The sequence below is a fragment of the Psychromarinibacter sp. S121 genome (assembly GCF_049801035.1).
Classification (GTDB): Bacteria; Pseudomonadota; Alphaproteobacteria; order Rhodobacterales; family Rhodobacteraceae; genus Psychromarinibacter.
Window position 1 is genome coordinate 792,941 of record NZ_JBNAGE010000002.1, and the last position, 22,869, is coordinate 815,809.

23 protein-coding genes are annotated in these 22,869 nt (G+C 65.6%); 15 read left to right on the plus strand and 8 right to left on the minus strand.

Annotated elements, in window-relative coordinates; all coding sequences use genetic code 11:
* Positions 1 to 8: 8 nt before the first annotated feature.
* A complete protein-coding gene (locus ACP156_RS12250; RefSeq protein WP_425051612.1) occupies positions 9 to 395 on the plus strand; it encodes a DUF1761 domain-containing protein in 387 nt (128 codons plus the stop codon).
* A gap of 278 nt (positions 396 to 673) precedes the next feature.
* Here ACP156_RS12250 and ACP156_RS12255 read toward each other — a convergent pair whose 3' ends face one another.
* The 5 genes from ACP156_RS12255 to ACP156_RS12275 form a co-directional block, all read right to left on the minus strand.
* Positions 674 to 1,015, minus strand: a complete 342-nt coding sequence (locus ACP156_RS12255) for a DUF2853 family protein (RefSeq protein ID WP_425051613.1) — start codon at positions 1,013 to 1,015, stop codon at positions 674 to 676.
* Between the two features lie 109 nt (positions 1,016 to 1,124).
* The gene (locus tag ACP156_RS12260) at positions 1,125 to 2,093 is read right to left on the minus strand and encodes a ketopantoate reductase family protein (protein ID WP_425051614.1); all 969 of its coding nucleotides are present in this window, start codon (positions 2,091 to 2,093) and stop codon (positions 1,125 to 1,127) included.
* Positions 2,094 to 2,201: 108 nt separating this feature from the next.
* Positions 2,202 to 2,900, minus strand: a complete 699-nt coding sequence (locus ACP156_RS12265) for a hypothetical protein (RefSeq protein ID WP_425051615.1) — start codon at positions 2,898 to 2,900, stop codon at positions 2,202 to 2,204.
* 167 nt (positions 2,901 to 3,067) lie between these two features.
* Entirely contained in the window at positions 3,068 to 4,459 is a 1,392-nt protein-coding gene (gene ahcY, locus ACP156_RS12270; RefSeq protein WP_425051616.1) for an adenosylhomocysteinase, read from the minus strand.
* A gap of 91 nt (positions 4,460 to 4,550) precedes the next feature.
* Complete coding sequence (locus ACP156_RS12275) at positions 4,551 to 4,871, minus strand: hypothetical protein (RefSeq protein WP_425051617.1); 321 nt, start codon at positions 4,869 to 4,871, stop codon at positions 4,551 to 4,553.
* 150 nt (positions 4,872 to 5,021) lie between these two features.
* Here ACP156_RS12275 and ACP156_RS12280 point away from each other — a divergent pair, with 150 nt between their 5' ends.
* The 4 genes from ACP156_RS12280 to ACP156_RS12295 all read left to right on the plus strand — a co-directional run bounded on the left by ACP156_RS12280 (position 5,022) and on the right by ACP156_RS12295 (position 8,915).
* The gene (locus tag ACP156_RS12280) at positions 5,022 to 5,618 is read left to right on the plus strand and encodes an HD domain-containing protein (RefSeq protein WP_425051618.1); all 597 of its coding nucleotides are present in this window, start codon (positions 5,022 to 5,024) and stop codon (positions 5,616 to 5,618) included.
* Entirely contained in the window at positions 5,615 to 6,100 is a 486-nt protein-coding gene (locus tag ACP156_RS12285) for an N-acetyltransferase family protein (protein WP_425051619.1), read from the plus strand. The genes ACP156_RS12280 and ACP156_RS12285 overlap by 4 nt, the downstream gene beginning before the upstream one ends.
* A 169-nt stretch (positions 6,101 to 6,269) precedes the next feature.
* Complete coding sequence (locus ACP156_RS12290) at positions 6,270 to 7,499, plus strand: putative DNA modification/repair radical SAM protein (protein ID WP_425051620.1); 1,230 nt, start codon at positions 6,270 to 6,272, stop codon at positions 7,497 to 7,499.
* Between the two features lie 3 nt (positions 7,500 to 7,502).
* Positions 7,503 to 8,915: a UdgX family uracil-DNA binding protein gene (locus ACP156_RS12295; RefSeq protein ID WP_425051621.1), complete on the plus strand. Its 1,413-nt coding sequence runs from the start codon at positions 7,503 to 7,505 to the stop codon at positions 8,913 to 8,915.
* Positions 8,916 to 8,931: 16 nt separating this feature from the next.
* Here ACP156_RS12295 and ACP156_RS12300 read toward each other — a convergent pair whose 3' ends face one another.
* On the minus strand, positions 8,932 to 9,771 hold the full coding sequence (locus ACP156_RS12300) for an SDR family oxidoreductase (protein WP_425051622.1): 840 nt from the start codon (positions 9,769 to 9,771) through the stop codon (positions 8,932 to 8,934).
* A 147-nt stretch (positions 9,772 to 9,918) separates the two neighbouring features.
* On the opposite strand from ACP156_RS12300, the gene ACP156_RS12305 reads away from it, so the two are divergent.
* From ACP156_RS12305 to ACP156_RS12330, 6 genes are all read left to right on the plus strand, one after another.
* On the plus strand, positions 9,919 to 10,275 hold the full coding sequence (locus tag ACP156_RS12305) for a winged helix-turn-helix transcriptional regulator (protein WP_425051623.1): 357 nt from the start codon (positions 9,919 to 9,921) through the stop codon (positions 10,273 to 10,275).
* Between the two features lie 69 nt (positions 10,276 to 10,344).
* Positions 10,345 to 10,932, plus strand: a complete 588-nt coding sequence (gene plsY / locus ACP156_RS12310) for a glycerol-3-phosphate 1-O-acyltransferase PlsY (protein ID WP_425051624.1) — start codon at positions 10,345 to 10,347, stop codon at positions 10,930 to 10,932.
* Positions 10,929 to 11,153 (plus strand): toxin-antitoxin system YwqK family antitoxin, encoded by a 225-nt coding sequence (locus ACP156_RS12315; RefSeq protein ID WP_425051625.1) that lies wholly within the window; start codon positions 10,929 to 10,931, stop codon positions 11,151 to 11,153. The genes plsY and ACP156_RS12315 overlap by 4 nt, the downstream gene beginning before the upstream one ends.
* A gap of 199 nt (positions 11,154 to 11,352) precedes the next feature.
* Positions 11,353 to 12,453: a histidinol-phosphate transaminase gene (gene hisC / locus ACP156_RS12320; RefSeq protein WP_425051626.1), complete on the plus strand. Its 1,101-nt coding sequence runs from the start codon at positions 11,353 to 11,355 to the stop codon at positions 12,451 to 12,453.
* Positions 12,450 to 13,370, plus strand: coding sequence for a prephenate/arogenate dehydrogenase family protein (locus ACP156_RS12325; protein WP_425051627.1), 921 nt, complete (start codon positions 12,450 to 12,452; stop codon positions 13,368 to 13,370). The genes hisC and ACP156_RS12325 overlap by 4 nt, the downstream gene beginning before the upstream one ends.
* Positions 13,367 to 14,671 carry an extensin family protein gene (locus ACP156_RS12330; RefSeq protein ID WP_425051628.1) on the plus strand — a complete coding sequence of 435 codons (1,305 nt, stop codon included), beginning with the start codon at positions 13,367 to 13,369 and terminating at the stop codon, positions 14,669 to 14,671. The genes ACP156_RS12325 and ACP156_RS12330 overlap by 4 nt, the downstream gene beginning before the upstream one ends.
* A gap of 18 nt (positions 14,672 to 14,689) precedes the next feature.
* On the opposite strand, the gene ACP156_RS12335 is transcribed toward ACP156_RS12330, so the two are convergent.
* A complete protein-coding gene (locus ACP156_RS12335; protein ID WP_425051629.1) occupies positions 14,690 to 15,478 on the minus strand; it encodes a DUF2125 domain-containing protein in 789 nt (262 codons plus the stop codon).
* 65 nt (positions 15,479 to 15,543) lie between these two features.
* Between ACP156_RS12335 and ACP156_RS12340 the strand changes: the two genes are divergently transcribed.
* The 4 genes from ACP156_RS12340 (at position 15,544) to ACP156_RS12355 (ending at position 20,372) form a co-directional block, all read left to right on the plus strand.
* Entirely contained in the window at positions 15,544 to 16,089 is a 546-nt protein-coding gene (locus ACP156_RS12340; RefSeq protein ID WP_425051630.1) for a gamma-glutamylcyclotransferase, read from the plus strand.
* Between the two features lie 90 nt (positions 16,090 to 16,179).
* Complete coding sequence (locus tag ACP156_RS12345) at positions 16,180 to 17,361, plus strand: biopolymer transporter ExbB (protein WP_425051631.1); 1,182 nt, start codon at positions 16,180 to 16,182, stop codon at positions 17,359 to 17,361.
* A 4-nt stretch (positions 17,362 to 17,365) separates the two neighbouring features.
* On the plus strand, positions 17,366 to 19,954 hold the full coding sequence (locus tag ACP156_RS12350) for a peptidoglycan -binding protein (protein ID WP_425051632.1): 2,589 nt from the start codon (positions 17,366 to 17,368) through the stop codon (positions 19,952 to 19,954).
* Between the two features lie 67 nt (positions 19,955 to 20,021).
* Positions 20,022 to 20,372 (plus strand): DUF6614 family protein, encoded by a 351-nt coding sequence (locus ACP156_RS12355; RefSeq protein WP_425051633.1) that lies wholly within the window; start codon positions 20,022 to 20,024, stop codon positions 20,370 to 20,372.
* Between the two features lie 78 nt (positions 20,373 to 20,450).
* Here ACP156_RS12355 and clpA read toward each other — a convergent pair whose 3' ends face one another.
* Positions 20,451 to 22,772 (minus strand): ATP-dependent Clp protease ATP-binding subunit ClpA, encoded by a 2,322-nt coding sequence (gene clpA / locus ACP156_RS12360; RefSeq protein ID WP_425051634.1) that lies wholly within the window; start codon positions 22,770 to 22,772, stop codon positions 20,451 to 20,453.
* Positions 22,773 to 22,869 lie beyond the last annotated feature (97 nt).

Here is a 22,869-nt window from a genome sequence, read left to right on the forward strand (position 1 = left end):
AGAGTTGAATGGGTATCATCAGTGTCATCCTCGCCGCCGCCGCCGCGTGGATCTTCGGGGCCGTCTGGTACGGCGTGATCGGGACGCGGTGGATGGAGGCGCAGGGTCTGACGGAAGAGACGATCGACCGCTCAAACCCCGTGCCCTATATCGGCAGTTTCCTGTGCTGCATCGTGGTCGCGGGCATGACCCGGCACGTGCTGGCGATGTCGGGGATCGACACGGTCGGCAAGGCGGCGATCACCGGGCTTGGGCTTGGTCTGTTCATCGCCGCGCCATGGATCGCGACCAATGTCCTGTTCAGCAACAAGTCGAAGTCGCTGATCTGGATGGACGGTGTCTATCCGGCGGCGGGCATGACCCTGATGGGGATCGTGCTGGGCATCTTCTACTGACGGACCGGCAATAGGCGTTCAGCGTCCGGAGATTTTGTGATGTGGAGGGCCCCGGCAAAGGTCGAGACCCTCCAGCTTCCCACGCGATCCTCACACCCCCGATGGGGCACCCCGCGTGTATCGGATAAGGTCCCGATCCTTCTGATCGGTGTCGCAATGACCATGCGCCCACGACCTGCACGAAGCAAGCGGAAGCTATTTCGAATTCTACAGAGATCACCGCCAGAACGCTGGCGAAGCGGCGGCCGGCGGCGTGCGCGCCGGCCGCGAAACAGGCGTCAGGCGTAGACGGATTCCTTGCCGAAATGCTTGACGAGAAGGTAGTAGACGACGGCGCGGTACTTGTTGCGTTCCGACTTGCCGTAGGTCTCGATGACCTTGTCGATCCCGGACATCAGTTCCGGACCATCCGACAGGCCGAGCTTCTTGATCAGGAAATTGTTCTTCACGGTCTCAAGTTCGCCTTCCTGACTGGAAGCGACGGTCGACGCGTCGGCATCGTAAATCGAGGGACCGCAGCCGATGGTGACCTTTGTAAGAAGGTCCATGTCCGGCGTCATGCCGCACTTTTCCTTCAGATCTTCGGCGTATTTTTCAATCAGTTCGTCACGTTTTCCCATAGGTCCCTCTCTCGCGGGTTCTTGGTTCGGCCGAATTGTTTCCAGCCCGTTAATGCAAGTTAACGTTAGACGCGAATGTTGCGTGCGGAAAGGATAAACGTGCGGCGGATCAGGCGTCGACGTAGGCGGTCAGTTCTTCCAGCGTCATCGACCCGGCCCCTTTGCCGCCGCCAAGAAGCTCTGCCGACAAGGTGGTCAGACGATCGTTCACGGGCGTGGGAATGCCGTGGAGCCGCCCGATCAGGGAAATCTCGCCGTTCAGGTAATCGGTTTCTACGCTGCCAGAGCCGCGGGTCAGGCTTTGCGTTGTCGAGCCGCCGACGTAGGTCTCGCCCTCCAGCTTGACCGACCGCATGAACTTGTCGCGGCGCGGGTCGTCTGCTCCGACGTCCAGAAACGGGATGCCGGCGCCTTTCAGCGCGGCCTCGCCCTCGGCGCGGGCGCGTTTCGAGATCGAGCTGCCGTCCACATCGACACCCACGGCAGCCTGAACGATGTTGCCAAGGTTCATGATCAGCTTGCCGTATTTAGACGCCATCACGTCTTCCATCGGGAAGGCGGCGACGTTGGCGGCTTCCAACGCTTCGGCAAAGGCACGGTCGGCGTCATCCATGCCGCCGGGGAAGCGCCCGATATCGAACATGCCGAACTTCGGCTCGACGAAGATCGCGACGCGGCCGGGGTCAAGGTAGGTGGCGGGCATCATCACTGTGACCCCATGGACGTTCGGGAACAGCCGCAGCGCCTGCCGTTCGTTCGCGACGCCGTTCTGGCAACAGAAGATCGCCTGCTCGCGGACGCCCGCGTTGCGCAGGGCATGCAAGGCTGCGCCGGTGTCCTGCCCCTTCATCGTCAGCATGATGATGTCGTCCGGGCGGAAGTCGATCTCTGCCGGGCTGGCCACGCAGTCGAACTGCGCCTGCTCGGTGCCGCGGCTGCTGCGAAGGCTCAGGCCGTCCTTGCGGATCGCGTCCAGCATGCCGCCCCGCGCGATGCCGACGACCTCGCGCCCGGCGAGGGCCAAGGCCGCGGCTACGACCCCGCCGATCGCTCCTACTCCGTAGACGATAATGCGCATCCGAGCCTCCCTGTTCGCGGTTGCCCGGACCTTCGGGGATAGGTCCCGGACATGCAAGAGGCGCGCCGGATGCGGCGCGCCTCTGCCTTACAACAACGCGGGATCGCGTCAGTTGCTCATGGTCGTCATTTCTTCGTCGGTCGCTTCGTCGGCGCTGTTCTCGACGACTTCTTCCGACTCCTCGACCGGCATTTCCTCGGTCTCGGCGGTTTCTTCTTCGGCCGCCGGCATGTCGGTCGCGGCCGGGTCGGCTTCCGAGGTCTCGTCAACCGGCGCCGCTTCGTCGGTCACCGGGGCCGGGGCGCTTTCCGCCATCAGGTCGGCGATCGGCATGTCGTCGGGCAGGCCCTCGACATTGGCCTCATCGAACTCGGGCTGCGACTTCAGGGTCTCCTTGTCGGTCGCGAGGGTGAAGAAGGTGCCGTCTTCGCTCAGCTGGAAGTCCTCCAGCGGCAGGGCTACGGTGTATTCACCCAGACCCAGGAAACCACCGATACCAAGCACGGCCGCAGCGCCGTCAGCAGGGTTCACGACATAGTCGATCTCGGCGATCTTGGTGCCTTCGGGGTCGTAGGCCACCATGCCGACGACATCACCGACGGTCATTTCCTCGATGCTGGCGAAGACCGGGGCCTGCTCGGCCGCCGTGCCGTCCATCATGTCGGTTCCGTTCGCCATATCGCCACCGTCGGTCATCGCCGGCGGTTCCGTGGCCATGTCGGTTTCGGTGCTGGTGTCTTGAGCAAAGGCACCGCCGGCAACCAGAGCTGCCAGGGCCGCGCCCATCGTCAGGTTCTTCAGTTTCATCTGTGCCTCCATTGGTCACTGTATGACGACCCAAGGCACAAGGCGGTGTTTCCGTTCCCCCAAACGAGAAACGCCCCGTGGAATGGCGAACCATTGCCAGCGGGGCGTTTTCGAAGGGGCCGGTTCCCGCCGACCGTGAAGTCGGCGGAAATCGGCATATTCGCGGATCAGTAGCGGTAGTGTTCCGGCTTGAACGGACCGTCGGCGTTCACACCGATATACGCAGCCTGCTCGGTCGTCAGCTTGGTCAGCTTGGCGCCGACCTTCTCGAGGTGCAGGGCCGCAACCTTCTCGTCGAGGTGCTTCGGCAGAACGTAGACTTCGTTCTTGTACTCGTCGCCACGGGTCCAAAGCTCGATCTGGGCGAGGGTCTGGTTGGTGAACGAGGCCGACATCACGAAGGACGGGTGGCCGGTGGCGTTGCCGAGGTTCAGCAGACGGCCCTCGGACAGCAGGATGATCTTGTTGCCCGAGGGCATCTCGATCATGTCCACCTGGTCCTTGATGTTGGTCCACTTGTGGTTCTTCAGCTGAGCCACCTGGATCTCGTTGTCGAAGTGGCCGATGTTGCCGACGATGGCCATGTTCTTCATCGCGCGCATGTGCTCGATGCGGATCACGTCCTTGTTGCCGGTCGTGGTGATGAAGATGTCGGCGCTGTCGATCACGTCTTCCAGCGTCACGACTTCGTAACCGTCCATCGCGGCCTGCAGCGCGCAGATCGGGTCGCTTTCGGTGACCTTCACGCGGGCGCCGGCGCCGGACAGCGAGGCGGCAGAGCCTTTGCCCACGTCACCGTAACCGCAGACGACGGCGACCTTGCCGGCCATCATGGTGTCGGTGGCGCGGCGGATGCCGTCGACCAGCGACTCTTTACAGCCGTACTTGTTGTCGAACTTCGACTTGGTGACGCTGTCGTTGACGTTGATCGCCGGGAACGGCAGCTGGCCCTGCTTCATCAGCTCGTACAGGCGGTGAACGCCGGTGGTGGTCTCTTCCGAGACACCCTTGATCAGGCTGCGCTGCTTGGTGAACCAGCCCGGGTTCGCGGCCATGCGCTTCTTGATCTGGGCGAACAGGGCTTCTTCCTCTTCGCTGGTCGGGACGGCGATCAGGTCCTCTTCACCCGCTTCGACGCGCGCGCCGATCAGGATGTACAGGGTGGCGTCGCCGCCATCGTCGAGGATCATGTTGGCGCCATCTTCAAAGTCGAAGATCTTGTCACAATAGTCCCAGTATTCGACCAGTGTTTCGCCCTTGACGGCGAACACCGGCACGCCGGCGGCGGCGATTGCTGCGGCTGCATGGTCCTGAGTCGAGAAGATGTTGCACGAGGCCCAGCGGACGTCCGCGCCAAGGGCGACGAGCGTCTCGATCAGCACCGCGGTCTGGATCGTCATGTGGAGCGAGCCCGCAATCCGCGCGCCTTTCAAGGGTTTGCTCTCGCCATACTCTTCGCGCAGGGCCATCAGGCCCGGCATTTCGGTTTCGGCGATATCGAGTTCCTTGCGGCCAAACTCGGCGAGGGAAATGTCCTTGACGATGTAATCTGTTGCCATCTCGGGCGGCTCCTGGTGGTTCCGGTCACGACGCCTCTAGCATCGTACCGTAACCCGGGCAACCAGACCTAAAGGACAGTAGGGAGCCGTTTTACATACGGGTGCCGGCCGGAACGGCATCGGGCAGGCCCTGGTGCCAGTTTTCTCCGCTGCCCACGATGCAGCTGGTGCCGTCGGCGAAGGTCATAAGGGCGGTCCACGTGCCGGTGTCCGGAGCCGACCAGATCTCCAGCAACTGCTCTCGCGACATGACGCCGCCGCCGGTGGGCTGTTCGCCGAAATCGGCGCCCAGACGTTCGACGATGGCATCGCGTTTGGCGCAGACGATATCATCCTGCTGGGCGAGTGCTGCGGGTGCAAAAAGAGCGGTCAGGCCAAGGGTGGACACGGCTAGGGTCACGGGCGTCTTCATGGCATGTGTCTCCGGGTGCGGTTGCAGGTTGAACGCCCGTCGCGGCGGTTTCGTTCCCCGGATGTGACCGCCAGGCCGAATGCGGCTTCCAATGGCGGGCGCGGCTGTGGCAGGACAAAGCCGCGAACCGAGCAGCACGAAGGACGACGGATGCCCCCCCAGACCCGCGCTTGGCAAAGGATGCTTTCCGGCCGTCGGCTAGACCTGCTGGACCCGACGCCGATGGATATCGAGATCGAGGATATCGCCCACGGTCTTGCCTTCGTGGCGCGTTGGAACGGCCAGACGCGCGGGGATCACGCCTATTCTGTCGCCGAGCATTCCTTGCTGGTGGAAGAGATCTTCAGCCGTCAGCACCCCGACGCCCCTGTGAAATGGCGGCTGGCCGCGCTGTTGCACGATGCGCCGGAATACGTGATCGGCGACATGATCTCGCCCGTGAAGGCGGCTGTCGGACCAAGCTACGGTGCGCTGGACGACCGTTTGACGGCGGCGATCCACATCCGGTTCGGCCTGCCCGCGCAGATACCTGCAAAGGTCAAGAAGCAGATCAAGCAGGCCGACAAGGTTTCGGCCTGGCTGGAGGCGGTGCAGCTTGCCGGTTTCAGCGAAGCGGAAGCGACGCGCTTTTTCGGGAAGGCGGCAGCCGAGCAGGCAGAGGGCCTGACCCTGCACCTGCGCGAACCCAAGATCGTGCGGAAGGCGTTCACGGATCGCCACGCGGAACTGATGGGGGCGATGGGATGACCCTGCACGTGCGCCGCGCCGGAGCGCTGGATGCCGCAGGCATGGCGGAGATCCTGAACGAGATCATCGCGATCGGCGGCACCACGGCGATCACCGAGCCTGTCACCGTCAGCGACCTGACAGAGTGGATGCGCGGCGACCCGCGCTCGATCTGGCACGTGGCTGAAGACGACGACGGCACGATACTGGGCTTTCAGTGGGTCGATCCCCATCCGAAGCTGGGGGAGAAGGTCGCGCAGATCGCCACCTTCGCGAAGGTCGGGCGCACCGGACTGGGCGTAGGGTCCGCCTTGTTCCGCGCCACCGCGACTGCCTGTCGCGCGGCTGGCTATGCTTGGATCAACGCGGAAATCCGTGCCGACAACGCCAGCGGGCTGACCTATTACCAAAGTCGCGGGTTCGAGGACTACGGCCGGATCGAGGACTATCGCATGGGCAATGGCCAACGCGTCGACAAGGTTCTGAAGCGCTACGATCTCTAGCGCCGCGCCTGTGCCGGCATCCAGCCACGAACAGGCAACCAGCGGACAACAACAGCGAGCGTCGGCTTATGTCTGGCTTGACGGTCTGTCGGCGCAGCTTCCGCACCCCGTCGAAAATGTGATCGGCCAGCCCGTTGCGGGGCGCGGAATGTGAACATATCATGAACGCATGCCTTTGACCCTGCAACAGAAACTGGCGATTCTTTCCGACGCGGCGCGGTACGATGCCTCTTGCGCGTCGTCCGGCACGACCCGGCGCGACAGTCGCAAGGGTGGTCTGGGCTCGACCGAGGGCTCGGGGATCTGCCACGCCTATGCGCCGGACGGGCGCTGTATCAGTCTGCTGAAGATCCTGATGACGAACTTCTGCATCTACGACTGCGCCTATTGCGTGAACCGCGTGTCGTCCAACACCCCGCGCGCCCGCTTCACGCCTGAAGAAGTGGTTCACCTGACGATCGAATTCTACCGCCGCAACTACATCGAGGGGCTGTTCCTGTCCTCGGGCATCATCCGCTCGCCCGACAAGACGATGGAAGACATGGTCCGGATCGCCCGGTTGCTGCGCGAGCGCGAGGGGTTCCGGGGTTACATCCATCTCAAGACCATCCCCGACGCCGCGCCGGAACTGATCGAACAGGCCGGGCTGTACGCCGACCGTCTGTCGGTGAACATCGAACTGCCGACGGTGCGCTCGCTGGAAGCCTACGCGCCCGAGAAGGATGCGGGCACGATCCGGGCGGCGATGGCCGAGGTGAAGGCCAAGCGCACAGCGTCCAAGGACCGGACCCACACCGGCAAGCGCCCACCCCGTTTCGCGCCCGCCGGCCAGTCGACCCAGATGATAGTCGGCGCGGACGAGTCGACCGACCGGACCATTCTTGGACAGTCGACGCAGTTGTACGGCGATCACGGTCTGAAACGGGTGTATTACTCGGCCTTTTCCCCGATCCCCGAAAGCTCTGCCAAGCTACCGCTGATCAAGCCGCCGCTGGTGCGGGAACATCGACTGTATCAGGCCGACTGGCTGCTGCGCTTCTATGGCTTCGGCGTCGACGAGATCACCGGATCACGGCCCGACGGGAACCTCGATCTCGAGGTCGATCCGAAACTCGCATGGGCGCTGGCGCACCGCGACCGCTTTCCCGTCGACGTGCAAAAGGCCGAGCGAGAGTTGCTGCTGCGCGTGCCGGGCTTCGGCGCCAAGACGGTGAAGCGCGTGCTAGCGACGCGGCGGCATCGCACCCTGCGCTACGAAGACCTGCAGCGCATGGGCGCGAACCTGAAACACGCGCGGCCCTTCATCGTGCTGCGCGACTGGCGCCCCGGCGCCCTGACCGACAGCGACGATCTGCGCGCCCGGTTCGCGCCGCCGCCCGAGCAGTTGTCGCTGTTCTGAGCCATGCGCACGATACAGCTTCCCCGGATCGGTACATGGACCGCGTGGCGCGACGCCGCGCGCGGCCTGCTGGCCGATGGCGTTCCGGCGGAAGCCGTCCTGTGGCGCTTTGGCGAGGACGCGCCCGACGACCTGTTCGGCGGTGCTGTTACGCCTGCGCCGTCCTCGGCGGATGTCACCGTTCCCAAAGGCTTCGTCGACCTCGCATCGCGCGTTGTCTGGCATTCCGACCCGGAGCGGTTCGCGCGGCTCTATGCCTTCCTGCTGCGCGTGAAACGCCAGCCGCGCCTGTTGTCGGATCGCGGCGATGCCGACCTTGCGCGGTTGCGGGCGATGGAGAAGAACGTCAACCGCTGCGCCCACAAGATGAAGGCTTTCGTCCGGTTTCGTGACATCGGCGCGGGCAGCGGCGGTCGCCGCGCCTTTGCCGCGTGGTTCGAGCCGTCGCACCACACGGTCGAGCCCACTGCGCCCTTCTTCGCCCGCCGGTTTGGTGACATGGACTGGATCATCGCGACGCCCGACGTGACTGCCCGGTTCGAGGCGGGAAAGGTCAGCTTTGCCGAGGGCCAGCCGCGGCCCGAACTGCCCGAGGACGGGGCCGAGGCGCTGTGGGGCACTTACTTCCGCAACATCTTCAACCCGGCGCGGGTAAAGGTGCAGGCGATGACGTCCGAGATGCCGCGCAAGTATTGGAAGAACCTGCCGGAAGCACGCCACATCCCCGAACTGATTGCCGGGGCAGAGGCGCGTGCCGCCGAGATGCGCGCGGCGATGCCCGCGCTGCCTCCGGTCCGGGCAGAGCGCATCCTCGGCCGGGCCCGCGCCGCGCGGCCTGTTGCGTGGGACGAGTTGCGGACACGCGCCGCCGAGGCGAGCCGCGATTTGCCCGAGGGGCTGGGTCGGATCGTGTTGGGCGAGGGCCCCGCCGACGCGCGGCTGATGGTGGTGGGCGAGCAGCCGGGCGATCACGAGGATCAGCAGGGCCGCCCCTTCGTCGGTCCCGCCGGGCAGTTGTTCGACAAGGTGGCGGGGCAGGCCGGTCTGGACCGGCAGGCAGCCTATGTCACGAATGCGGTCAAGCAGTTCAAGTTCCGCCGCAGCGGCAAGCGGCGGCTGCACGAGCCGCCGAACCGGACAGAGATCGAACACGCGAAATGGTGGCTGGAGGCAGAGCTAAAGCTGGTGAGACCCGAACTGATCCTGTCCATGGGCGCAACCGCGCTGCAAAGCCTGACCGGCCGTCGAGACGGTCTTCTGAAGCGGCGCGGAGCCGTGGAGGAAACGCCCCACGGCCCCGTGTTCGTAACGGTTCACCCGTCGTACCTGCTGCGGCTCCCCGACCCGGTGCGCCGGGCCGAGGAAACTGAACGGTTCCGCGAGGACCTTGTCGCGGCATGCGGAAGGATCGTCTGATAGATCCTGCCGCGCGTCAGGCCAGCGCGGCCTTGACCGCGTCCGACAGGGGTGTCGTCGGGCGGCCGATCAGCCGCGACAGTGTCTTGTCGTCGGAATAAAGCGCGCCTTTGGCGGCCTCGACGTCGAACGAGGCGATCGCCCCGGCCATCCCGGCATCGAGCCCGATGCTTTCCAGAGCCTTCGCGTATTCTTCGGCCGGCATGTCGACGTAAGGGATGTCCTTGTCGGTCTGCGCCGAAACCTCTGCCGCAAGATCGGCCAGAGTATAGGCTGCATCGCCCGCCAGTTCGTAGGTCTTGCCCTCGTGTCCGTCACCCGTCACGGCCTCGACCGCTGCGGCGGCAAAGTCCGCGCGGGTCGCAGAGGCGATGCGACCCTCACCGGCGCTGCCGACAAAGGCGCCGTTGGCAACGGCGGGAGGGACCGACCCCGTGTAGTTCTCGGTGTACCAGCCATTGCGAAGCAGCGTCACCGACAGGCCGGAGTCGGCCAGCAGGGCTTCGGTCGCGCGGTGTTCCTCGGCCAGCGACAGCGTGCTGGTCGGCGCGTTCAAAAGCGAGGTGTAGACGATGCGCGTCACGCCCGCCGTCTTGGCGGCCTCGATCACCGCCGCGTGCTGGCGCGCGCGCTGACCGATCTCGCTGCCAGAGATCAAAAGCAGGGTGTCGACACCTTCCAGCGCCGGGGAAAGCGTTTCGGGCTTGTCGTAGTCGGCAAGCCGAACCGGCACGCCCATACCGCTGGCTTTCGCCGGGTCGCGGACCAGCGCAATGGCATCCGCGCCCTTTTCCTTCAGTCGCTCGATGACGAGGCGTCCGAGTTGGCCTGTGGCTCCTGTTACCGCAATTGTCATTCGTCTGTCCTTTCAGTCCGGTCGTTCGTTGGATGGGCGGAACCTAAAAGCCTTGCTTACGAATAGTAAGTACTTACATAATAGTAAGTGGGCCGGGAGGCGAGAGACCGTCCCCTGCGCATACGCACAACCCGACCGGAGGGCCGCATGACCGACACCCCGATGACGCCCGACGTCCTTGCCGCCCAGTGTCCTTCGCGCGAGGTGCTGCGCCTGCTGACCAGTCGCTGGGCCCCTCTGATCCTGATCGTCTTGAAAGACGGGACGTTCCGTTTTGCCGAGATCCGCCGCAGCATCGGCGGCATCTCGGAACGGATGCTGGCCGAGACGCTGACGAACCTTTGTGCCGCCGGGATGGTCCTGCGCACGGATCACGGGGAAATCCCCCCGCGCGTCGACTATCGCCTGACGCCGCTTGGGGTCGAGGCCGCGGACCGGCTGCGCGAGTTTGCCGACTGGGTCGAGCAGAGCTTGCCGCGCTTTGCCAATGCCGGGGCCGACTGACACCGAAAGCAGCCCTTTCCTCGGCGCGCGTTTTTGGACAGATTGGCCGCGCGACGAACGGGGGGTGCGATGTTCCTTTTGATCCTGACAGCGGTGCTGGCCTATTTGCTGGGCTCGGTGTCCTTCGGCCTGCTGATGGCGCGGGTATTCGGGCTGGGCGACCTGCGCAGCGTGGGGTCCGGCAACATCGGCGCGACCAACGTCCTGCGGACCGGCAACAAGCTGGCGGCTCTGCTGACACTGATCGGTGACGCCGGCAAGGGTGCGGCGGCGGTGCTGCTGGCGCGCTGGCTGGTGGGCGAGGATGCGGCGGGCGTCGCCGCACTGTTCGCGATGGCGGGGCACCTGTGGCCCGTGTTCCTGGGCTTTCGCGGTGGCAAGGGCGTGGCGACGTTCCTTGGCACCCTGCTGGCGCTGAGCTTTCCCGTGGGCCTTGCCGCCTGTGCGACTTGGCTGGTTGCGGCGTTGATCTTCCGGTTCTCCTCGCTTTCGGCGCTGGCAGCATCCGCGCTTGCGCCGGTCTATGCGCTGTTCTTCTACCACTGGCACGGTGCGGTGCTGATCCTGCTGATGTCGGCGCTTGTCTGGGTGAAGCACCGGTCGAACATCTCGCGCCTGCTGGCGGGGACCGAACCGAAAATCGGCGCGAAGAAATGACCGACGACGGTCCGTTCGAGAAGCTGCACCGCGACGGATCGCTTTGGGTCCGGGGGCATCGCAAGGACGGACGCGAGCACGGCTATTTCGAGTTCTTCCGGAAAGACGGCACGCTGATGCGGTCAGGGCATTTCGACATGGGCGCGCAGGTCGGGGAATGGACGACCTACGACCGCACCGGCGCGCCCTGCAAGGTCACCATGATGAAGCAACCGGGCTAGGCCGGGTTGCATCTCCGGCAATTTCGCGTCGTATCGCGGCGGCGAGTGCGGCGCTGTCATCATCGGGCGCAAGACCCTGCCGGCGGTCTGGCGGCGGGCGGCCAAGCTTTTGCTTCCACCGGACAATCCGCCGCGCCGGATTGACGCTGGCGCCGCCGCAACCGGGCGGATATGACGACCGCTGAAGGAGACCGCGAAAATGACCGGCATTCAGCCACAACCCGGCATCATGGACATCAAGCTTTACGTCAGCGGCCAGTCCTCGATCGAGGGCCGCGAAGACGTCGTGAAGCTGTCGTCGAACGAAAACCCCTTTGGCCCCAGCCCGAAGGCGATGGAAGCGCTTAAGCGGTCCGCGCACCTGATGCATCGATATCCGTCCACCGATCACGCCGGCCTGCGCGCGGCGATCGGCGAGGTTCACGGGCTGGACCCCGACCGCATCATCTGCGGCGTCGGGTCGGACGAGATCATCCACTTCCTGTGCCAGTGCTATGCCGGTCCGGGAGACGAGGTGATCTACACCGAGCACGGTTTCTCGATGTACAAGATTTCCGCCCGTGCTGCCGGCGCGACCCCGGTCGTCGCTCCCGAGCGCGAGCGGCGGGTGGACGTCGACGCGGTGCTGTCGGCCTGCACTCCGCAGACGCGGCTGGTCTTCATCACCAATCCGGGCAACCCGACCTCGACCATCCTGACCGACGCGGAACTGGCGCGGCTGGCCGATGGCGTGCCGGACACCGCGATGCTGGTGATAGATAGCGCCTATGCAGAGTTCGCGCGGGGTTATGACGGCGGCGTGTCGCTGGTGGATGCGAAGCCGAACGTCGTGATGCTGCGGACCTTCTCCAAGGCCTACGGGCTGGGGGGGCTTCGGGTCGGCTGGGGCTATGCCCACCGCGAGGTGATCGACGTGATGAACCGCATCCGCGGTCCGTTCAACCTGTCGGTCCCGGCGCTGGCTGCCGCCGAAGCCGCCGTGCGCGACCGCACCTTCGTCGAAAAGTGCCTGTCCGAGAACACCCGACTGCGGACATGGCTGGCCGAGGCTCTGGCCGCCAAGGGCGTGCCCTCGGACCCGGCGCATGCCAACTTCATCCTCGCTCGGTTCTCGTCCGAGGACGAGGCAGGCGCCTGTGACGCCGCGCTGAAAGAGGCCGGCATCCTTGTCCGGCGCGTGGGGGGCTACGGCTTCCCCGACTGCCTGCGGATCACCGTCGGCGACGAGGCCTCGTGCCGCCGGGTGGCGCATGTCATCGGCGGTTTCATGGAGGCACGGACCGAGGGAGCCGGCGTATGAGTCAGGTCTACGAACGGGTTGCCCTGATCGGTCTGGGTTTGATCGCGGGGTCGATGGGTCTTGCCATGAAAGCGCACGGACTGGCGGGTGAGGTCGTGGGCACCGCCCGCTCGAAAGAGACCCGCGACGTGGCTGTCGGGCTGGGCCTGTGCGACCGCGTGACGGAAACCGCCGCCGAGGCTGTGAAGGACGCCGACCTCATCGTGCTGGCCGTGCCGGTTGGCGCGATGGGGCCGCTGGCCGCCGAGATCGCCCCGCACCTGAAGCCCGGCGCAACGGTTACCGATGTCGGCTCGGTCAAGAAAAACGTGGTCGAAGCGGTGGCGCCGCATCTGCCCGAAAGCGTCCATTTCGTGCCCGGTCACCCTTTGGCGGGGACCGAGCATTCCGGCCCGCACGCCGGTTTCGCGACCTTGTTCGAGAACCGCTGGTGCCTTCTGATCACCGATGCGGGCTGTGACGCCGATGCTGTCGCGAAGCTGCGGACACTGTGGGAAGGGATGGGCGCCAACGTCGAAGAGATGGACGCGGACCACCACGACCTTGTTCTCGCGGTCACAAGCCACACCCCGCACCTGATCGCCTACACGATGGTCGGCGTGGCGGATGACCTGCGACGTGTCACGGATTCAGAGGTTATCAAGTATTCTGCGGCAGGTTTCCGGGACTTCACCCGGATCGCCGCGTCGGACCCGACGATGTGGCGGGACGTGTTCCTGACCAACAAGGAGGCGACGCTGGAAATCCTCGGCCGGTTCACGGAAGAGCTATTCGCCTTGCAGCGCGCGATCCGGACGGGTGACGGCGAGCAACTGTTCGATTACTTTACACGCACCCGCGCGATCCGACGCGGGATCATCGAAGCGGGGCAGGACACCGAAGCGCCCGACTTCGGCAGAGGAACGAGCCGGAAATGAACTTCCGTTACCTGATCTTACCCATGGTTCTGGCCGCTGGCGCGGTTCCGGCGATGGCCGAAGCGCCCGCCGTTTCGATGCTGCCCGAGACGCGCCCGGACCCGGAAGGCGCGCTGTTGGCCGCCGTGCTTCCGGTGCGCCGGCCCACCGATCTGGTCGCGGAAACCGCCGAAGCCACTCCGATGGGCGAAGATCCGCTGCCCACGGCAGAGGCCGATCTGGCAGAGGTCGAGGTGCCGGTTCCCTTCGCGGAAGGCGATGCCTCTGAAGACCTGAGTGACGCGGAAGTCGCCGCCATCGCCGCCGAAGCGGCAGAGCCCGAGGTCGAGACCGACGCGGAGGCGCCGGTTGTCGCCGAGGTCGAAACCGACGCGACGCCCGTCGAAGATGAAACCGTCGTCACCGACACTTCGCCCGAGGACGCGGCAGCCGATGAAACCGCCGTGGTCGCCGGGGTTTCGTCCCGCCTGCCGATGCTTCGGCCCGCGGACCTTGTCCCGGCAGAGTTTCTGCCCGAGGCGAATGCAGCTGAAGAGGTCGAGACGCCCGAGGCCGACGCCGAAATCGCCGTGGTGAACCGCGGCCTCATCCTGTCGCCGATCCCGGTCCCCCGTCCGCGCGTCGTCGTTCGCGCGCCAGAACCCGAGGCCCCGGCCGAAGTCGTGACGACAGCCGCGGCACCCGTCGTCACGCCCGCGCCGACCGCGCCTCCGGGTCGTCCCAAGGGGCTGTTGGCCACGATCTTCCGCGCGCCCAACAAATCCAAATACCCGACCGAAGGCTCGGTCTGCGGCGATCCGGCGATCCGGGGGCAGGCGATCCCGGCGATTCCCGCCAAGCTGCAAGGGTGCGGGTTGCAGAACCCGGTGCGGATCACCGCCGTCGACGGCGTCGCCCTGACGACCCCTGCCACGATCAGCTGCGAAACCGCGGTCGCGCTGCGCAGCTGGGTCACCAACACCGTGATCCCGACGGTGGGCAAGACCGGCGGCGGGATCGCCGCGCTGCGCGTTGCCGGAAGCTACACCTGCCGGACGCGGAACCATGTTCCGGGTGCTCCGGTGTCCGAGCATGGGCGTGGCAAAGCCATCGACATCTCGGCGCTGATCCTGAAGGACGGCACTGTGCATACGGTGCTGGCCGGCTGGCGCGACAAGGTTGCCGGACCGATCCTGCAAATCATCCACGCCCGCGCCTGCGGCACTTTCGGCACCGTTCTTGGCCCGCGCTCCGATGCGCAGCACCAGGATCACTTCCACCTCGACGTTGCAAAGCACGGATACGGCCCCTATTGCCGCTGAGGCTGGCGGCCGATCCGGTCAGTAGGGCAGGGGCAGCGGCATGATCGGCAGCGGCCCGATGTCGACGCCGCCAAGGCTGACCCTGCCATTGGTCAGGATGACCGTCATCTGCACACGTTCTTCAGTCGGCTGCGACAGCAGGTCGAACTGATCCGGCGTGACGGCTTCGAGCGCCCGCAATAGCGCCAGGAACGACGGCCAGTGGCCGACTTTCAGCAAAAGCTCGCCGCTTGGCTGACCATCCGCGCCTTCCGTCACCACGCCCTGCAGATGCACATCCGAGGTGACGCCGTCGAATTCCAGCGTCCGAAGGTCCAGACCGACCTCTGTTCCGCCGCTGTCGGGGCGCGTGGCGAACAGCATCGTGTTGGCGGTCGCGGTCCAGCCGGCCGAAGACGCCAGCGACGGCGCGTCGATCACGAAGCTCGACCGCAGCGTGCCCCGATCCCGGGCGACACTGGCGCGCGCCTGCTCGGCCGTCAGCGTCATCACCTGAACGCCGGTGTCGATCCGCTGCGTCGTGTCGAAAACAAGGATATAGCGCCCGGGGCGGTAGGACAGCCGCAGGATCTGCATGAACTCCGCCGACCAGTCCATCCGGTCGCCCTTCAGCTCGGGGCCGGTCAACGTGGTGTCGAACCGGTTCGGATAGCCCGACGTCGACACAACCCGGGCGCTGGCGCCATCGGTCCGGCCGATCCACGCCGCGATCGTGCGCTCCTCGACCGTCGAGCCATACCACCACCAGCCGGACCAAAGGATGGCCGCCACGAAGATGGCGAAGACGCCGATAAAGAAAGAGCGCATGCCGACCCCTTTGCCCTGCCTGCCCGGCCGTGTTTATAAGGCGCGGATGCAAAAGGGCAAACGACATGACTGACGCACCGCTGTGGGTCTTCGGCTACGGCTCGCTGATGTGGAACCCGGGTTTTGAACACGACCGCCGGGAACTGGCCACGCTCAGGGGCTATGCCCGCACCTTCTGCATGTGGTCGATCCATCATCGCGGCACGCCCGAACACCCGGGCCTTGTGCTGGCGCTGGACCCGCATGACGACGCGGAATGCCACGGGCTTGGCTTCCGCGTGCCGGATCTGCACCGCGAACAGACGCTGGACTACCTGCGCGAACGCGAACTGATCTCGTCGGCCTATGTCGAACGGATGCTGCCCCTGCAGCTTGCGGATGGCGAAGAGGTCGAGGCGGTCGTCTACGTCGTCGACACCGATCACGTACAGTACTGCGGCGGCCTGACTTTGGAGCGGCAGGCCGAGGTGATTTCCTCGGCGGTTGGCGGGCGCGGCCCGAACACCGAGTACCTCTACAACACCCAATCGCACCTGCAGGAACTGGGTATCGAGGACGCGGATCTGCTCTGGCTGTCGCAAAGGGTCCGCACCTTGGCGGAATCCGCCTGATTAGAGTGCTTTAATCCCGCCACAGGTGTTGGCACTCGGCACAATCCCCAATATCGTTCCGACAAAAGGCATTCCCGGGAAACGCCCCAAATGGTGCAGACGGAGCGCGAGGCCGCGCCGTATTTTTCACAGCCGATCCGGCAGATCGTCTTGATGGTGATCGTCTTGGGCCTCGTCGCATTCGGGGCCTATCTCGCCTTTCCGCGGGTCGAGTCGGTTTTTCTGGCCAACCTCTACCTGAACGGTTTCATCGCGCTGGTGTTCTTCATCGGGATCGTCGCGTGTTTCGCGCAGGTGTTTCAGCTTGTCCGGTCGGTAAACTGGATCGTCGGCTTCGCAGGCGGCGACCCCGAGGTTCGTTCAGGCCACGCCCCACGTCTGCTGGCGCCGCTGGCGGCGCTGCTGCGGCGGCGCGACACCCGGATGCAGATCAGCGCGGCCTCGTCGCGGTCGATCCTCGACTCGGTCGCCACCCGCATCGACGAAATCCGCGACATCACGCGCTATATCACCAATCTCCTGGTGTTCCTCGGCCTGCTCGGCACCTTCTTCGGCCTCGCCACGACGGTGCCCGCGGTCGTCGACACGATCCGCTCGCTTGCGCCGACAAGCAACGAATCCGGGCTAGAGGTGTTCAACCGACTGATGACCGGGCTCGAGGCGCAGCTGGGCGGCATGGGCGTCGCCTTCTCGTCCTCGCTGCTGGGTCTTGCGGGCTCGCTGGTCGTCGGTCTGCTGGAATTGTTCGCCGGTCACGGGCAGAACCGCTTTTACCGCGAGCTGGAAGAATGGGTGTCGACCATCACCCGGCTTGGCATCTCGTCCGGCGACGCCGAAGCGACGACCGAGCAGGACGCGGTGATCGCGGTGCTCGAACATATGGATACCCAGATGGAAGGCCTGCGCGACATCATCGCGCAGTCCGACATTGCCCGCAGTCAGGTCGATCAAAGGCTGGGCTCGCTTTCGGAAAGTCTTGAGCGCGTCGCCTCGCAGCTGGACCGCGAGGATTCGAGCGGCCGCATGCTGGAACGCGTGGTCGATGGACAACAGAGGCTGGTCGAGGTGCTGGACCAGCAGGCGTCGCAGGGCGGTGGCGGCGGCATGGACGCCGAAAGCCGGATGCGCCTGCGGTCGATCGACGTGCAATTGCTGCGCATTCTCGAGGAAATGTCCGCCGGCCGGCAGGAATCGACCGTGAACCTGCGGTCGGACATCGCCGCGCTGACCGAGGCCGTCCGAGAACTGACTCGCGCGGCGACCGAGGGCTAGGCCGATGCCCCTGACCCGCCGATCCGTCAACCGCATGTCGGGCAACATCTGGCCCGGCTTCGTCGACGCGATGACGGGTTTGCTGCTGGTGCTGATGTTCGTGCTGACCATCTTCATGGTCGTGCAATTCGTCTTGCAGGAACAGATCCACGGACAGGAAGACGAACTTGACGCGCTGGCCACCGAGGTCAACGTGCTGGCCCGCGCCTTGGGCGTCGAAGAACGCCGCAGCGAGGCGCTGGAAGGCGAATTGAGCACTCTCAACGCGACGTTGGCAGATGCCCGCGCGCAGGGCGAGGCGCAGGCGTCGCTGATCGCAGAACTGCAATCCGAAATCGCAGGCCAGACCGAGGAACTGGAGGCCCGCGCCGCGCGGATCGCCTCGTTCGAGGAACAGGTCGCCAGTCTGCTGGCGCAGCGCGACGAGGCGCTTGCCGAGGGCGAGGCGCTGGCCGCGGACCTGTCCGAGCTTCAGGGCGAGAACGCGGAACTGATCTCGGAGCAGGAGGCGCTGCAACTGGCCCTTGCGCAAGCCCGCGACGAGATCGACGAACAGACCGAAGCCGCCCGCCTTGCCGCGGCCCGCCGCGAAGCGCTGGAAGCGCTGGTGGCCGAACTGGAACAGAAGGTGTCCGACCGCGATGCCTCGCTGGTCCGGTCGCTGGCGCAGCTTGAAGGCGCCCGGAACGAGAATGCCAACCTGAACGACCGGCTGGCCCTGATGCAGTCCGCGCTGGATGAAGAGCGTTCGACGCTGGCCACGGCGCAGGACGAGGCCGCCAGCCTGCGCGAGCAGATCGTGGCGCTGACCGCCAGTCTGGCCGAGACGACCGACAGCCAGCAGGCCACACTGGAGCAGCTGGCCGCGCTGCGGGACCGGCTGCTTTCGGAAGAAGAAACGGCGGCGGCGGCGACGGCAGAGAACGAGACATTGGCCGAGCGCATCGTGCGTCTGGAAGCCGAGCTTTCGCAACGCGAGGCGGACGCGGAACAGACGGCGTCCCTGCTGCGCGATCAGCTGGAAGACACGCAGGCCGAACTAAGCGAGGCCGAAGCCGAGCAACTGGCGCAGCAGGCGGCGGCAGAGGCCCTGCGCGCCCGCCTTGCCGCGCTGGAACAGACGGTCGGCGAAACCGACGCCGCCCGCATCGCGCGTCTGGCCGAGGTCGAGCAACTGCGCCGCGCGATGGAGAACATGGCGACGCAACTCAGCGACGCCGAGGCGGCGCGGCTGGCGGAACAGGCCGCGCTCGAGGAACTGCGCCGGCGGTTCGAGACGGCCGAGTCCGATCTGGACGAGGCGGAGAAAGCCCGGCTGGCAGAGGAAGCCGCCGCCGCCGAACTGCGCGCGCGTCTCAACGCGGCCGAGGCCGAATTGACCGACGCGGAAGCCGAGCGGCTGGCAGAGGCGGCCGCGGCAGAGCAGCTTCGCGAACAGCTTGAAGGTGTCGAAACCGCGCTGTCGGAAGAAGAGGCCGCGCGGCTGGCGGATCAGGCGGCGGCAGAAGCTCTGCGTGCGCGTCTGGAGGAATCGGACGCGGAACTGACCGCGATGTCGTTGGCATTGGAGGAAAAGCGGCGCGAGGCGGAAGAAACGCTGACCCTTCTGGCGGCGGCCCGTGCCGCGGAAAGCGACCTGACCGAACGGCTGGAGGCCGCCTTGGCCGCGCAGGCCGAAGCCGAGGCTACGCTTGACAACGCACAGGCGGAACTGACGTCGCTGCGCGGCTCTGCCGAGGTCAGCGAAGAGGATCTTCGCAACCAGTTGGCCGCCGCGCTGGCCGCACAGCGGCAGGCCGAGCGCGCGGCCGAGGCCGCGCTGACAGAGCAGGAGCGCAACGACCTATTGCTCGCCACCGCCAACGACAAGCTGGGCGAGGCCGAGGCCGCCTCTGCCGCCGATCAGCGCCGGATACAGGTGCTGAACGAGCAGGTGGGTGAGCTTCGCCGCCAGATCGCCACGCTGCAATCCATGCTGAACCTTGCCGCCGAAGAGGATGCGCAGTCCGACGTGCAGATCGAGGCGCTGGGCGCCCAGTTGAACGCGGCGCTGGCGCGCGCGGCGCAGCAGGAACGCCTGCGCGCCGATGCGGAAGAAGCGCTGCGGCTGGAACTGGAACGCCAGAAGGAAGAACTGGAACGCTACCGGTCGGAATTCTTCGGCCTGCTGTCGCAGCTTCTGTCGGGGCGCGAGGGCGTCCGCATTCAGGGCGACCGCTTCGTGTTCTCGTCCGAAGTACTGTTCCAGGTGGGCGACGCGGAACTGTCGGACGCCGGCAAGGAACAGATCGCGGGCGTCGTCGAGATCCTGCGCGACGTGGCCGACCAGATCCCTTCGCAGATCGACTGGGTGCTGCGGGTCGACGGGCATACGGACGACACCGCCGTGCGTGGCGGGCGCTGGGAAGACAACTGGCAGCTTAGCCAGGCCCGTGCGCTGTCCGTGGTGCGCTTCATGATCGACGATCTGGATTTCCCGCCCGACCGGCTGGCCGCGACGGGCTTCGGCGAGTGGCAGCCCATCGCGGAAGGCGACAGCTCAGAGGCGCGCGCCCAGAACCGCCGGATCGAACTGAAGCTGACCGAGAAGTAACAGCCGCCGCCGTTTACGCCTTCTCAACCTGCCACTGGTACGCCGCACCGGCGGGAGGCTTTGGCGGATGAACCTGTATCACTGCATGATCGATTTGAAGAACGATGCGAAGGCCATCGTTTTTGCCGCTGCGCTGGAACGGTGGATGGACCATCTGGTGTCGCAGGGGCTTGTCCTGCGGTGGCGTCTGTTCCGCCGCAAGCTGAACCTTGCATCCGGTCGGCACCGCGACTTCGTGCTTGAGATCGAGGTGGAAGGGCTTGCCGCGCTGGACGCGATTTTCAGCCACGCCTGTTCCCGGTCCGAGGATGTGGCGGACCTGTACGAGAAGGTGCATGGAATGATCGACGCCGTCGACTATGGCCTGTACCGCCCCTTCCCGGATCCCGAACGGGTCGAACGCGTCGCCATTCTGTAACCATGAACCGTCCGGGCGTGCCCGGAACGAAAAAGGGCCCCACAACGGGGGCCCTTTCCGATGTTCTGTTGCTGCCGGTCAGTCGGCGGTCAGAAGCGGCGGCTTCTTCGAGGCGATGCGCGGTGCGCCGGCCTCTTCGACCCGCAGGTCGATCTTGCCGTCCTTGACGCCAACCTTCACCACGCCACCCTTGGCGAGCTTGCCGAACAGCAGCTCTTCCGCCAGCGGCTTCTTGATGTTCTCCTGGATCACGCGGCCAAGCGGGCGGGCGCCCATCTTGTCGTCGTAACCCTTCTCGCCCAGCCATTCGGCTGCCGGCTTGGTCAGCTCGATCGTCACGCCGCGGTCCATCAACTGGGCTTCCAGCTGCAGCACGAACTTCTCGACGACCTGCAGGATGACCTCTTTCGGCAGCGCGCCGAACGAGATGACCGCGTCAAGACGGTTGCGGAATTCCGGCGTGAACTGACGTTCGATCGCAGCGGTATCCTCGCCCTCGCGGCGGTCACGGCCGAAGCCCATCGCCTCTTTCGCCAGTTCCGCGGCCCCGGCGTTCGAGGTCATGATCAGGATCACATTGCGGAAGTCTACCGTACGGCCGTTGTGGTCGGTCAGCTTGCCGTGGTCCATCACCTGCAGAAGGATGTTGTACACATCCGGGTGCGCCTTCTCGATCTCGTCCAGCAGCAGCACACAGTGCGGGTGCTGGTCGACGCCGTCGGTCAGCATGCCGCCCTGGTCAAAGCCGACATAGCCCGGAGGCGCGCCGATCAGCCGCGAGACCGCGTGCTTCTCCATGTACTCCGACATGTCGAAGCGCAGCAGTTCCACGCCCAGCGAGTCCGCCAGCTGGCGCGCGACCTCGGTCTTGCCGACGCCGGTCGGGCCCGCGAACAGGTAGTTGCCGATCGGCTTCTCCGGTTCGCGCAGGCCGGCACGGGCCAGCTTGATCGCAGAGGACAGCGCCTCGATCGCGGCGTCCTGACCGAAGACCACGCGCTTCAGCGTACCCTCCAGATCCTTCAGCACCTCGGCGTCGTCCTTGCTGACGTTCTTCGGTGGGATACGGGCGATCTTGGCAACGACGGCCTCGATCTCCTTCGAGCCGATGGTCTTGCGACGCTTGCTGTCCGCAACCAGGTGCTGCGCGGCGCCGGCCTCGTCGATCACGTCGATGGCCTTGTCCGGCAGTTTCCGGTCATGGATGTAGCGGGCCGAGAGTTCCACCGCCGACTTGATCGCGTCAGAGGTGTACTTGATCTCGTGGTGCTTCTCGAAATAGGGCTTCAGACCCTTCAGGATCTTCACCGCGTCATCGACCGTGGGCTCGTTCACGTCGATCTTCTGGAAGCGCCGCGACAGCGCGCGGTCCTTTTCGAAGTGCTGGCGGAACTCCTTGTAGGTGGTCGAGCCCATGCAGCGCAGCTTGCCGCCCTGAAGCGCGGGCTTCAGAAGGTTCGATGCGTCCATGGCACCGCCGGACGTGGCGCCGGCGCCGATCACGGTGTGAATCTCGTCGATGAACAGGATCGCGTCCGGGTGCTCTTCAAGCTCGGAGACGACGGCCTTCAGCCGCTCTTCGAAGTCGCCGCGATAGCGGGTGCCGGCCAGCAGCGCCCCCATGTCGAGCGAGTAGATGGTCGCGCCCTTCAGCACGTCGGGAGTTTCGCCGCCGACGATCTTGTGGGCGAGCCCCTCGGCGATGGCGGTCTTGCCGACACCGGGGTCACCGACCAGAAGCGGGTTGTTCTTGCGCCGGCGGCACAGAACCTGGATGCAGCGCTCGACTTCCTGCGCGCGGCCGATCAGGGGGTCGACATCCCCCTTCTTCGACTTCGCGTTCAGATCGACGCAGTATTTCGCCAGAGCGCTTTCGCCCTTGGAGTCATCCTCGGCCGTTTGGGTTTCCTCCTCTGCCTCGGTGGCGCCCTGCACGGGGCGCGATTCACCGTAGGACGGGTCCTTCGCCACGCCGTGCGCGATGAAGTTGACCGCGTCATAGCGGGTCATGTCCTGCTCTTGCAGGAAGTAGGCGGCATTGGATTCGCGTTCGGCGAAAATCGCGACCAGCACGTTTGCGCCGGTAACCTCGGTCCGGCCGGAAGACTGGACGTGGATCGCGGCGCGCTGGATGACACGCTGGAACGCGGCGGTCGGCACGGCCTCGGACCCGTCAACATCGGTGACAAGGGTCGAAAGGTCGTCGTCGATGAAATCCACCAGCGTCTTGCGCAGCGCATCCAGATCGACGCTGCAGGCCTGCATGACCTTGGCCGCGTCGGGTTCGTCGACGAGAGCCAGAAGCAGATGCTCCAGCGTCGCAAGCTCATGGCGGCGGGCGTTCGCCAGCGCCAGAGCCGAATGAATGGCTTGCTCGAGGGTGTTCGAAAATGACGGCACCTGTCGTGCTCCTTCGCTTGGGCGGAGAGGGCCTGGGCCCCGTTCTCCACCGTGACCTCATACCTTTAAGGTTCGGTTCTTTTTCCCGCGCTTCAAG